The organism is Haloarcula laminariae (assembly GCF_025457605.1).
Taxonomy (GTDB): domain Archaea; phylum Halobacteriota; class Halobacteria; order Halobacteriales; family Haloarculaceae; genus Haloarcula; species Haloarcula laminariae.
Genome location: NZ_JAMZFY010000001.1, coordinates 1,147,025 through 1,159,833, shown reverse-complemented (window position 1 = coordinate 1,159,833; position 12,809 = coordinate 1,147,025). Strand labels below are relative to the sequence as shown.

Sequence of the window (12,809 nt, the reverse complement as noted above, 5' to 3'; positions counted from 1 at the left end):
CCTATGGAGACTCTTATCGGCCAGTTTTCTCGCTTTGCCGTTCAGAAAGACTTGGAAACAAATGACTGGGCAATGGCCGCCACAGAGCTCGGCGTCAACGACACCCTGAGAAACATAGACCGATTCCACGCCAGTTGGGACCACAGCGACAACGACCAGCAAGCTAATACAACCCAGTTCCTCACAGAGGTAGCCGAGGAAGACGAGGAGCAAGCAGTCGGCGTAATGAAGCGGATCTACACCTTGGCCGACACCGACACAGATACACTGGAAAAGTACCCGGCCCTAGAAATCTTGGAAAACAAGGGCCCGGGTACAGGAGTGCTACATTCTACGTTCCGCTCAGAACAGTTTCTCGACATCGACAACGTGCCCGGCACGTTCTACCCAGACCTTGTCGAAGATATCAACCGCTGTTATAGTATCGGGGTAAACGACGCCACACTCGTATTGACACGAAAACTTCTTGAGAACCTGTTGATCGACATTCTCCGAGAACAGTACGGGAAGCAAGAGATAGACTTGTACTACCTTCCCAGTAACCACCGGTTCAAGAACTTCAGCACACTCATCAACAACTTCGAGGACAATCTCGACGACTTTCAGCACCTGTCCGGAGGCCTTGACAGTGACTTCATAGACGAACTGAACGCCTTCCGGAAAGACGCCAACTCAGGAGCTCACTCCATCGAGACCAACATTACCGCAAGTGAGATGCAGGACTACCGGGAGCAGGCCCAACATGCTTCTCAAGTTTTACTCCGACTCTGGCGAAACATATAGCTACAAGGGGTATTGAAACACGCTTCTACCCTGTGGTCCAAATCAATAAGCTACCGCGATGTGGACAATAATAGCTGCTAAAGACAGGGCTGAGACAATTAATGGTAGGTAGTTCGTTGATGTTGGATCAGCTTCATCATCATTCTCATCGTCCTCACCGACTTCATCAACGTCTCCGCCATCGCTATCGCTGGAATCAGAAGAGCTCTGTCCAAAGGGATTCAAATCAAGTCGATGGTAACTGTACTCGTCGGTCTGCGTATGAGTTTGGTAGGTGATATACGAGCTTGAGACGAAAAACACCCCTGAGAACGCAACTTGAATCGTGAAGACCTCGTACTGGAGATTAGCGAAGAATACAAACAGTAACCCTGTAAGCAGCAAAACTGCGTGTATCTGTCTGATTTTCCGCCTTGACCACTGCAGCCTCTGATCGGCGTACGAGAGATACTCATCCTTCCGGGCCTCCAGATCATCGAAATCAAAGGCCTGGCCTGTGAAATCCGAAATCAGGTCTTTATACGTCTCATAGTCTTCCTGACCCTTGGATTTCATCTCCTCCAGTTCCTCGATCCTTCGATCAATAAGTGGGAAATAGAACAGCAGTATCGCACTCACAACGAATAGCGAGAAAGGGATGACAGTGTCAAAGTTACTCCAGCGAAGAATCAAGAAAAGATTCGCTATAATAGCTCCCAGAAGAGCAAACACTAACCGTTGGATTTCGTCAGAAAGAGCGGTCGTAGTATCCGAAACCTGTGAAGTAATCTCTGTCATGAATGTATTAGTATCACGGACCGCATCACTCAGTTCATCAAAATTCTTCTCAATCACTTCGCTTTCGATGAACTGGTAGCTCTTCCGTATATCTGCGATCTCGTCTATTATATCAGTGATTCCATCACAGTTCCGTAGCATACTTCGTCGCCAGAACTCCACAAACTTCGCCCGGTCCTCTCTCCGGGCAAAATCCTGGTACAAATCAGCTAGATCTGCCAGATGTTCTTCTGAAAGGTTTGAAGAGAACTTCTCAATATTGACCTCGTCTCTACCGATTGTGTTAGGGCCATATTCAGCTGAGAATAAGAAAAAGGAATTTGATACAGCAACTCTATCGGAGAAGATTGCGAAGATAGAGTAGACAAAAGCTGGTTTGAATACAGTCCGTAGCGAAGGAGATTCTGCGAAAAGAGATGGCGTGATAGCAGGTGCCTGATGGAAGTAGGATGTGTTCTCTCGGGTTGAAGACATCTTGTTCCTGTAGGAATCATATTGGCTTGAGAGATATTGCGGGGAGTCAGAGAGCTCAAACACAGGGAAATACTCACTTCCATTCAAATCCATCTCAGTGCTATTGCTGTAGTAAACCAGAATCGGCATTTCCTCAGCTGAGAACATCTCAGAAGCGTACTCAACGAGGTCTCTGCTGTCCACCCAATCGACGAAGTTCTCAATCTCGAACCAGAACTGGATATACAATCTTTCAGGATCCACGGACCAACTTGATGTGCTCGAAATCCAGATATCCAGGATCTCGAACTTACTAATTAGAATCGTGGAATCCAGCGTGTAGGATGTATTCGATATTTCTTGAAGCAGATTAACCAACTCGTATACAACGTTACCTTCTCTTCCGCTATTAGCGTGCGAGTTTATATCACGACGATACCTGGAAGCATTGACATCTGTCTCTTCGTCTAAAAACTTAATAGCATCTCCCTGCAGGCTCACTCCAGTACTTGTGATGCGGAAGAGATGTTCGCTGAAACCATCCGCATTTACGTCAATGCTGCAGTCCTGAATCACGGAGGTATAGTTCAAGATATTCGAAAGGACTGCGCCAGTTTCACCCCGTGTAAGCCTATCTAGATCAAACACTGCAGTTATATTACGGAGACCCTCTTCGATACAGCCTTTCTGCTGAAGAGGCTGTAAGTGGTGGAGGAAGTAATCAACTTCCTCAAGATTCATAGATAGTCGGCGAGGGCATCTTCCAAGTCCTCAAACTCATTTAGGTCTGTGAGCTCTTGACTGGTGCTACCATCGCTAGCTTCAACATCTAAGTCTCCACCAGTGAAAATCACGAAGTAGGTTCCATCTTTTTTTGCGAGGCGGACTCTTTCCTCGGCTAAATCACTGACATCAACATCTAATGAGATACCTGATATCTCAACGTTTAACCTCCCATCTAAAACACTCTCGTCATCAACGCGGTCAGGCAGATTCGAAAACTCTGAAGACGATTGGACGGCAGCGACTGGTCCACTACCATTTGCTACTGATTCAACCAGTTCCTCATCCTCTACCTTGGTGTCAGCTAAGTTTACGAACCCTATCCAGTAGTCCGCGTACCTTGGCCCCCCTCCGCTCTGATAGACTTTAGCTTCTCCAGTATCAATTTCTCCGACAGAGAGATCATATCGCGGATGGATGATCCCTTTGTGAGTGTCTTCCCGGATAACTTGCTGAGCTTCCTTTAAAATATCTGACGGATTCGTTTGGTATGCGTCATCAAGGTAAGGTGTCTTGATTATTCCAACGAAGTTCTCCTCGTCGTAAGTGTAAGGAATAACCAGAATGAGATCAGACCTTGACTGAGTCTCCTCAAGATACCACTCAGCTAATGCACGAGAGTTTTCCCCCAAGTTCGTGCTGTGACGCAATTGCTCAAGCACTTCTTTAGTGACGTAGCCGTTTTCTCTTTCCACTTCAGCACTCTCTGTGTATTCGTGGATCCGTGCCGATTTACTATCGCCGTAATCAGGGGTGCTTCTTCGACTTCCGATACTATGGTCTCCGATCAAATCCTTAATTAGACTCTGCGAAACCTCTTTGACAGTTTCATTCTCCTCTTCCCCAATCTCAGTAGAGTCAAGAACAGCTAATTCCACCAACTCATCGTCTTCCTTGATACATCGATAGATTGCAACTCCGTTACACTCTACCATAAAGCACCGTTGAAAGCTCTGTAACATAGAACCTGCGGTGGTCTTTCTCAACGGGAATAACCGGACTTAGTGGGTTTCAAAATGACGGACTCAGGGCCTTGATTCCTCTTCTTCCACGATTTCAAACTTGCCGTCAACCAATCCTCCTACTGAGTTTGATATGGCTGTCGCCCGCGAAGAACACCATCCTGCAGCACTGGTTTCCGTGCTTCCTCAGGGCTCAGCTATCTTCTCATCTCGCATTCCCATAATCAAGTGCAGACGACAATACCTGTTGTTCTTCTCCTTCTCTTTTGTTTGTATCTAATTCATAAATTATTCTTGTTCTTCAATAGGTAGATCCTGCGAGGGGCGATATGCCTGCTGCAACGGAACTGTAGCCTGATTCTCCGAGTCGTGGTCATGGTGCAGAATACCGATCTGACCAGGCCCTATGTAATCCACGGCCATGGACAAACCCCTTTATTCATCTTTTACCTGTTAAATACAGGACCACTGCAGTCATAGGTCTCTTCACTTTCTTGTAGTCGTGGATAACACAGTACATATCTTTGGTCGTGATTATCTCGCCAATGAAGACCATTCTGGTTCTTTTTACAGGAGTCGTGATTGATACCAGAAAGCAGTCGTTCTGCATACCATGCCCTCGTCAGGGTGCTTCCTAAGTCTCCACCAACTACGTACCAATACTCTTGTAGCCGGCGCAACTCAACAAATTATGCCACAATCCACCATGGAAGACGAGTTCTTCCTCTCGGCCCGCCCCGAGGGTGGGACACAAGCGAACTACTTTCGCCCGAAGGCAGTCACTGAAATCGTCTTCCCGGATGTCGGGATGATCATGTACCCGATGTTCTGGAACAAGTACGCAATCTACCTCCACGAGAACGGCTATGAACTGACCGAGCAGGACCACCTCTACCTGTGGGCGGAACGCGATGACGAACGGGTCGCCACCGAGGGGGTGCTTTACTACGCACTTCGCTCGCTTTATGAGACACGACAGGGACGCGTACCTGATATCACGGTCGGCGAAAACGCCGCCAGCGAGTGGCTGTTCAAGCCAGCAACCGGCACCGGCCGTGGCCTCTACGATGGACTCGTCGAGCACTTTCTAGAAGTAGCTCGTGGGGAAGCCCCCTCGCTAAGTGAGTTCACCACTGAGACGCTGGGATTCATGTCCCAACGGTTCCGGTCGCGGTGTGCCGAAAACGATGTGTCGTTTGCAGCGCAGTTCGAAACCCAACTCCGCAGTGTTACGTACAACCCAGCGGCAGATGAACGTGAAAAATACGACAGCATCGTGACTGCCTTCGTCCGAGCAATCGAACGATGCTTCACAGCGGTGCCGGCCCTCCATCGCACCCGCCTGAGTGAAGTCGTCATCGGGTCAAATCTCAACTTCGTTCGCCCACTGCTGGACCAAGCACCGGCAGCGACCCTCGCACGACTGGCGAACACAGAGTTCCCTATAACTCCTGACGAAGCAAATGCCTTTCTTGAAGCCGTCCAAGCCCGTGAACACGGCGAGTATCTCGTCGGATCGATTCTCCTCATCGCCGTTGTCGGTCCCGCCCAAGACAGAGACGCCATACTGGACGACCTCCGACATCTCCCCGAACTCTACCGCTCTCGAGCAGACATCGTCGATGAAGCCCGCGCACAATTCCCTGCTGCTAACCTCTCCGGAGAGGTATTCGATGTGCTCGAACCACTCTGTTATTTTTGGAGTGTGAATTATTTCCTCGCAGACGGCGAAGATCTGGCTCGGTATCTCATCGCCGACACAGCGGGTATCATCACCGACGATGATATCGAGGCACTCTTTCAGGACCACGGGACTGCAGAGTCATTTGAACGGTTCATCGAACTCTCGACACAGGACCGCTATGTAGCAGAACTCACGAATCTCCTCGAGATACTCACGTCGATGCATGAGGATGATGTTGTAGCCTTCCTGGATCAGTTCCGCGCACAACTTGGGGCGGGAGACAGCCCACGTGAGCTCTTCATTGCGTTGCTGGAGTGGAACGATGTACTCGTCGACGAAAGCGACCACTACCGTGTCACAGCCCCGATTCAGGAGAACGACTCCGCAACCTTCTATGGGGTTGATGAGGTCATCAATTGGACGGAAACGCTAACAGAGGCAGTTGCCGATGGGTAAACAACCGTTCGCCGTCGACGATGTCGGGGCCCAACTCAAAGAGACACTCGACGAATCAGACACTGGATTCGAGCACGCCCTGATTACAACCTACACGGTGACACCGGGCTATCTTGACTGGTTCGACGACCTCGAGACGCTCGTCTGTACGCCCAGTGACACAGCAGACAAGATTCGCCTGTCTGAGGACGTGGCACACGACGAACTCTCACTCTTAGAACGCGATGTGCATGGCAAGTGCGTCATAGTTTGGGGCCCAGACCGAATCGTCGCCTGGACTGGGTCGTTCAATCTGAGTTACGCCGGTCTGTTTAGTAACGTCGAATGGGCCAGCCGGTTCGAGGGCACGGTCAAAACGGCGTTCACACTGGAGGATCTCCTCGCGGGGAAAATTCCATCCAACGCCACGAACAACGACCGTATCACACAACTCCTAGACACCGTGCAATCGCTTGTCCGGCGGACACCAGCGGCAAGTGTAGAGGATGGACTCAGGCGCTGGCCAAGTGAACCAATTGTCGTGCATTCGGGACGGGGAGAGTCGCTTCGGCGTTCTGTCACACGGTGTCTGCGCGAGACGAGTGGGGATGTGACACTGTCGTATTTTACGCCGAACGTCAACAAAACAGGGATCAGAGAACTCACTGCACTTGCCCCACCAGATGTGGGTGACGACCAGCTGAGTATCGACGTGTACGGCGCCGACCCAGCGGCAGTCATTGACACGACACAGCCAAGCCTTGGATCGTTCCTCGGAACGGCCGACGTAGACGAACTGGCTGGGGAATTCAGCGAGTTCAACCTACACACACGTTTTCCCGGTGATGATGGTGAAACACTGCCCTCAGGGAGTCAGATCCGGGGTGGGTTGGCTCACCTCAAAGTGCTACTCGTGACTGAGACAGATGGGGCTGAGACGGTACTCACGGACGTGCTACTGACCTCGGCCAATCTCACGTCGAATGCCTGGAAGAAAAACGGCGAAAATGTCGAGTACGGCATCTGGCTCCGTAATCCGGACCGTATCGAGACTGTCGGGAATTTCTTCCTGGAGTCACTGGCCGAATGTTACGGGCGAGCCGATGCACAGACACTGACGGATATCGACGAGCGGATCGAAGCTGGGAGCGGTGGGTTCCTGCCGTATACACGGCAATCGATCGGAGAGCTGGTCTCGGCCACACTCACCGCTTCATCGACCGAGATCGTGCTCAACTGGCCCGATGAAACGGTCCCGTTCGAAATCGAGCACGCCCACTGGTATGTCCGTGACATCGTCACCGGCGAGGTTACAACGCAGGATGCTACACTGTCATCGGACAGCAGGCGTGTCAGTGCGCCAGCCGAGATAGACGGAGAGAATCAGTATATCGAGTCGGTAGAGCTGCAGGTCACAACGCCGCTTGAAACACCGGTGTACCAACTCTCCGGAAGCCAACTCACACAGTGGGCCAATGACGAGCTCGACGAGCCAATCGAAGAGTGGGATCGGCTCCTGATTGGTGAGACCGCATATTCGACTGCTACAACACTTCCAACGGACGTACTCGAAGCCGCAGACGATGGGTATCTGTACCGCAGCTATGACCGATCACTCAGTCGATCTATCCGACTTGAGGCAGGACAGCTCGAGTCAGCTGGTTTCACAGACCCGTTCCTTCCAGAAACGGTGCTGACTGCGGTGAGGCCAACGACACAGATGGTCGACGAAGTTGGTCAACTCCCGTGCCTTGAGCTAACCTTCGCCCCGGGAGTTACGCCACCGACAGACGGCCTCGAATTCGAGACTGAAACAGACGTAGTCCAGCCAGTTGGGTGGATCGACACGCCACATGGCCGCCAGTACGCCTTCGAGCCACAGTTGGCAGCAGAGTCGCTAACAGTGTCTCTGGACGAGCCGTTTGAGGCACACCATCCGGCCGAGCACCACGAGTGTACGTTGCCGACTGGCGGGGGAGACACACAAATCGACACCGAGACGACCGAACGGCGGCTCCAACAAGTCAGTGAAGTCTGCCCACAATACACCCTCGCAGAGATTTCCGTCCCGGATGTCCCCGGCGTCGAGAGCGCTGTAGACCCGTTCATTCACGAGGATTCACCGCTCGATATTGCCCTGCCTGAGGATAACGTTGCGGTCACCGCACAGACACACGCATACGAATACAGCAGAGCGGGCTATTTTTACAGCCCACCGCAGCAACAGGACTGTACAGAACCACTGACGCCACCCGCACCGTACGCCAGCCTACAGATTCGGGGCCTACTGGGTGTTGAGACGGATTCCGGAACGCTCTGGTTGTCGACCGACACAGCGACTGCTGATGTGCGAAAGCGGCTAGTGTCGGCGATAGAGCCGAGTGCTGATATTCCTGCGTCCATCCCGTTCGCATCGCTTGACCCGGAACAGGCCATCATGTGGTTGGGATTCGATTTCGGTGACATCGTAGTTGAGGATGCCGGCGATGACGTATTCGAGGATCTGGAGTTTGAGTGCTGGCGCAATGGGGACCAGCTCGAACAGTCGAGGCCAATCCGGGCGCTCCGAGAACCACCGGAGTACGTCGCTGTCCCCCTCTTCCGATCTCTGTTCGAGGAGACTGCGACATACCGAATTGTCATTCGCCCCGCCGAGGCAGGGACAAAGTACGCCTGGTCGGCAAACGAGTATCGCGTCGGTCTTGAGCGCCAAACGGAGAATCAGGTCAAACTCACAATCGGTGGGCATGCAACATTTGGCATCCGTGACGACGACCAGGCTCCAGCGCCGATGATTAATCTTGATCGGCTCCTGCGAGTCCGTCTTGGCGAAGAGCTACCCTATCACCCCTATCTCGAAAACACAGGCGAACGGCGTCCTGAGACCATTCGACAGATGAGCGAGGTACTGCTGCGTTTCGTCGAGGCGGGATAGGTCGCTATCTGCGACCGATGGAGAAGGTGGATTGGCTTCGGGGGAACGTTCGCTTCTGATTGCGGTCGGTCGTCTCTCAAACACGAGCATCGTGTTGTTTCGTGAGGACCTCAGGGGCTTCCGCTGGGACAGAAACTGGTGAGGCAACAGTCTCGTTGAATTGCTGGATCCACTCATCACCGACCGGGACAACGTACAGGCACGTCACGCTACGTTCTGTACCGGTGCAAATGTCTTGTAGTTTATCAGAGAGCCATATGTTGCAACCAATATCTTAGCGTGAGCAATGGGACTCCAATTATCCCGTAATAGAGCACTCTGCACGGCTTGCCTATCCAATTCCTAGCAAGGGTCTATGCAAGATTCAACCACATCTCCAGCACCGATTATTCTGAGATTATTATATATCCCATCCAAAATAATCAGGGAATCCCATTGCTGCGAGAAAAAGGAGGAACATCCACAATACAAAGTATCCAACCACAAGAACAATTGCTGCCGAAATAACCCAACCGACAATAGCAAGAGGAATCCCAACGGCAAGGAGAATACCCCCTATCAAGAGACTGATGATGCCCATCGTAATGTCGAATAAAAACTCAATGATCCCAGCGATGAGATCATAGGGAATCGGCCAGAATAGGACGACGAACGCAGCTAAAATAAGCCTCCCAGTTGAGAGTTTTCGGTTTATGCTAAACCAAAAGGCCGCTATGAGCCACAACAGGAATGAGATAGCAAGCCATGACAGTAAGCTCATTATAGACTTATGTATCCGTATTCGGAAAACACTATTCTATCAGGTTCTGACTGTAGGCGAATCCAATACTGGATATGATGTTGTAGTCACTCGAAATAATTCGAAATGTAGATCACGTTATCGTTCTGTACTCACGTGAGTACCCGGAGTACAGAGCGGACGTAGCGAACGTCCCGCCACTGAGCAAGACCCATTATGCGACATTCGACCAGAGACCGTTCACTATCGACCATGACTACCAGCTGCGGGTGAATCCGTCCTTTGAGACCCAGACCAATCTCCTGCAGCAAACGATTCTTGAGCCAGCTGGCGAGCGGTTCATACTCCCGGAGGAAAGCATCGAGGCGGAATATCTCGTTGAATATAATACTGCACTGGCGTGGATGTGAGTGGAATACAGGGCTATGTCAGAGGGAACTGGGCGCTGTGAGTTTGAGTGAAGAACTGCATGAGTGCCATAGATTCAAACCAAGCCCGCGAAAAACAGTTGTCTAAGATGGATGAATCGGCTGTGTTTGGGCACGTCGTTGATGAACTGGATACCCGAGGGTATCAGCCGTTAGTGCACGTGCCCGGCGCACACGAAGAGACGTACGCCGATGTGCTTGACCGATGTGAGTCACATCAGATCACGATCGCTGGGCGGTATCCTGACGTGCTCGGGTTCACGAGTACGGATCGCGTGTTTGCGGTTGAAGTCAAAGGCTCCAGCGGGCTGCTTCGTGGGATTGGCCAGGCACTCACGTATCAGCAGGGCGCACACGTCTCGTATCTCGCGGCGTCAGAAAACGCGGTGTCTCAGCACACTGATCTATTGCGCTCGAAAGGCGTCGGCGTGATCGGAGCAACAGACAGCGGGGTGACCAAGTGGTCGAGTCCCCCAACGTCTGAATCACACGAGCAAGTGGTCGACATTGAGGGGCAGTTGTCGGTCCGCTTGCGACGGAGCGATATTAGCGGCGATATTGCCAGTCTCTCGCTGGCCCAACCGTTGAATTACCTCGCGCCGGTGGTTGCCGTCGATGCGCACGGACCGCTGGCTGGTGATGAACTCGAAGACGTACTGGCTGCAGAGTACGGGTTCGGGGCCGGCAAGAGTGCACGGCAGAGCGCATTGTCGTTGGGATTGCTTCGCCGTGAGGACCGGCATCGGCTCACGGAGCAGGGCGAACTGGCAGCGACCGTCTTGCGGGGGTATGGGGTGTCGACGCTCCCGGAACTCGACTCGTTGAAGAGCGAGGTCGGCCGCTCGACCGTGATTGACGAACATCGCCCGATTGCGATTTTGCTACGGAACTGTTACGAGCGCCATCCGGAGTTCCGGTTGTTGCTGGATGCCTTACGGAAGGAGGGCCCGTCGATTCACTTTCCGGACTTACTTCGCCGACTGGTCCACGAGTACCCGAACGTCTTTCTGAATACGTTCTGCACCAGAACTGGGCGAACGCGAGCCCGCGAGCTAATCGAAGCAGGTGAGGTGTCTCGAATCTACGAGGAAGAGTCCGTCTGGAAGGACATCATTCGAACGAACGTGCTGTTCAATTTCGTCCAGCAGCTCAAACACATCGGCATCCTCACTGTGGAGACACGCAGTCACAGCGGGAAAATCAGCGAGTACGACGCCGCGGAGAAGCCGTGGGTGCTGCGTGAAAGTGACTGAATCACCGTCAGTGCATGCAGCAACGACGGTTCAATCAGTCACACAGTTTTTGTTCCAGTGTGGATGTGAATATAGCATGACAGGTGGATTAGAGCCGACCGAAACGACGGATGGTGAGATTACAGTCATCATCTTGGGGCCGGCGAATCGACGAGAGCGGATTGCATGCTCGTCTTTCAAAGAAGCGATTCGAATAGTTAAGGCGAAGAGTGGTCCTGAAATCACTGGGAAAATCGAAAACCAAGAAGGTGAAATTTTGTTCACGTCTGTTGAGATGGTAATCGAAGATTGGGAGAACGAGTGGGGACGTGCAAAGCGACGACTCGCGGTTGATATCGAAGAATATGATTGTCCGCACGACAGTGTCGGCTGTGTCGCTGACGACCTCTGTGTCCAGTGTAAAATGGATACGGTGCAGGACCAGTATTAGCCTGCCGCTGGATTAATGTCCAAGTGTCTCATCATCTGAGAAAATTCTAGTCGTATTGTTTTTAGTTTCAGCTTGGGTACTGCCGGTCCGGGCGGTTCGCCTTACCGTTTTCAAAACGACTCCGGTGCATGGTTACGCATCTGGAAGGTAATCGCGGCGCTGTTCGGCCTTCTCGCGCTCGCCTCGTCGGTCGTAGTGTCGGTCGAGAATCTAGTCGCTCGCGTTGGGTCGGTCGGAGACGATACAACGGGGTACATCCCCGCTCCGATACGCCGTCACCCAACCGCTACGAACGTCGTGCGGAGACCGCGACGACGGACACGACGACGATTGCATGTTCGAAGTCACCTCACACTCCTTCGGGTCGCGGTCGTAGGGGCATTCCTCCCCGTACTAGCACGGCCGAGTGACCCGATACAACGCCTGGCGAACCGTCGAGCGGGACGCTCGCCCCTCACGGGTCGTAATGAGTACCCGGCGGCCGTTCTCGTATAAAACGCTGGGCGTGGGCCGTCGATATAATCCCGGACAACCTCGGCGACGTATTCACTGATAGCGTTCCACCGCTCTCCGTTCTCCTTGTTATTCATCGACATATCGGTGTCCGGCCGGTGAACGAACTGCAGGCCCGGATTGTCGTTGTCAAGGCTGACATCGCCGACATCCAGAGCACGAATGCCGCCCATCCGCGCGCCGGTGTGCCACAGTAGGAGGGTGATGACGTTTTTCATCGATGCGTACTCGTACTTCCGGAGGTGGTCGAGAATCGCGTTGACGCGATCCGGTTCCAGCGTCGTATCACTCACACCCGCCGCACCGGAAACGGAGGGAAGCGGAACTTTCGTCCGCAGGTCTTCGGGCACCGCATCGACTTCCGCGGCGAACCGGAGCAGCGAGCGGAGCGTCGCCAGCTGGCCGCGGAGCGTGATGGGCTCGATGGGCTCACGGTCCCGGCCCTGTCCCTCCCGCCGCCAGACCCGATAGGCGTACAGGTCGCGGCCTGACAGGTCGTTCAGGTTCTCGATGCCCTCCTCGGCACAGAACTGCTCGAAGGCGTCCAGCCGGTACGTCTGGCCGTCCAGCGTCGCCTCGGTCAGTTCGTCCTTCCGGGCATCGAGGTACATCTCGATGGTTTGGTCGGGCGCGA

9 protein-coding genes and 1 pseudogene are annotated in these 12,809 nt (G+C 52.9%); 5 read left to right on the top strand and 5 right to left on the bottom strand.

Annotated elements, in window-relative coordinates; translation table 11 throughout:
* The first annotated feature begins 3 nt into the window (after nt 1-3).
* Nucleotides 4-783, top strand: a complete 780-nt coding sequence (locus NJQ98_RS06115; RefSeq protein WP_262176999.1) for a hypothetical protein — start codon at nt 4-6, stop codon at nt 781-783.
* Nucleotides 784-825: 42 nt separating this feature from the next.
* Here NJQ98_RS06115 and NJQ98_RS06110 read toward each other — a convergent pair whose 3' ends face one another.
* The 3 genes from NJQ98_RS06110 to NJQ98_RS06100 form a co-directional block, all read right to left on the bottom strand.
* Entirely contained in the window at nt 826-2,754 is a 1,929-nt protein-coding gene (locus NJQ98_RS06110; protein ID WP_262176998.1) for a hypothetical protein, read from the bottom strand.
* Entirely contained in the window at nt 2,751-3,731 is a 981-nt protein-coding gene (locus NJQ98_RS06105; RefSeq protein ID WP_262176997.1) for a hypothetical protein, read from the bottom strand. Before NJQ98_RS06105 ends, NJQ98_RS06110 begins: the two co-directional genes overlap by 4 nt.
* A gap of 466 nt (nt 3,732-4,197) precedes the next feature.
* Complete coding sequence (locus tag NJQ98_RS06100; protein WP_262176995.1) at nt 4,198-4,368, bottom strand: hypothetical protein; 171 nt, start codon at nt 4,366-4,368, stop codon at nt 4,198-4,200.
* Nucleotides 4,369-4,449: 81 nt separating this feature from the next.
* Here NJQ98_RS06100 and NJQ98_RS06095 point away from each other — a divergent pair, with 81 nt between their 5' ends.
* Nucleotides 4,450-5,898, top strand: coding sequence for a hypothetical protein (locus tag NJQ98_RS06095; RefSeq protein ID WP_262176993.1), 1,449 nt, complete (start codon nt 4,450-4,452; stop codon nt 5,896-5,898).
* Entirely contained in the window at nt 5,891-8,812 is a 2,922-nt protein-coding gene (locus NJQ98_RS06090; RefSeq protein ID WP_262176991.1) for a phospholipase D-like domain-containing protein, read from the top strand. Before NJQ98_RS06095 ends, NJQ98_RS06090 begins: the two co-directional genes overlap by 8 nt.
* A gap of 400 nt (nt 8,813-9,212) precedes the next feature.
* On the opposite strand, the gene NJQ98_RS06085 is transcribed toward NJQ98_RS06090, so the two are convergent.
* Nucleotides 9,213-9,572, bottom strand: a complete 360-nt coding sequence (locus NJQ98_RS06085) for a hypothetical protein (RefSeq protein WP_262176987.1) — start codon at nt 9,570-9,572, stop codon at nt 9,213-9,215.
* 496 nt (nt 9,573-10,068) lie between these two features.
* Between NJQ98_RS06085 and NJQ98_RS06080 the strand changes: the two genes are divergently transcribed.
* Together NJQ98_RS06080 and NJQ98_RS06075 are read left to right on the top strand one after the other, a co-directional pair.
* Nucleotides 10,069-11,232 (top strand): hypothetical protein, encoded by a 1,164-nt coding sequence (locus NJQ98_RS06080; protein ID WP_262176983.1) that lies wholly within the window; start codon nt 10,069-10,071, stop codon nt 11,230-11,232.
* 76 nt (nt 11,233-11,308) lie between these two features.
* A complete protein-coding gene (locus NJQ98_RS06075) occupies nt 11,309-11,662 on the top strand; it encodes a hypothetical protein (protein WP_262176980.1) in 354 nt (117 codons plus the stop codon).
* 132 nt (nt 11,663-11,794) lie between these two features.
* On the opposite strand, the pseudogene NJQ98_RS06070 reads toward NJQ98_RS06075, so the two are convergent.
* Nucleotides 11,795-12,786 (bottom strand): annotated as a pseudogene (locus NJQ98_RS06070) (tyrosine-type recombinase/integrase).
* Between the last annotated feature and the right edge of the window lie 23 nt (nt 12,787-12,809).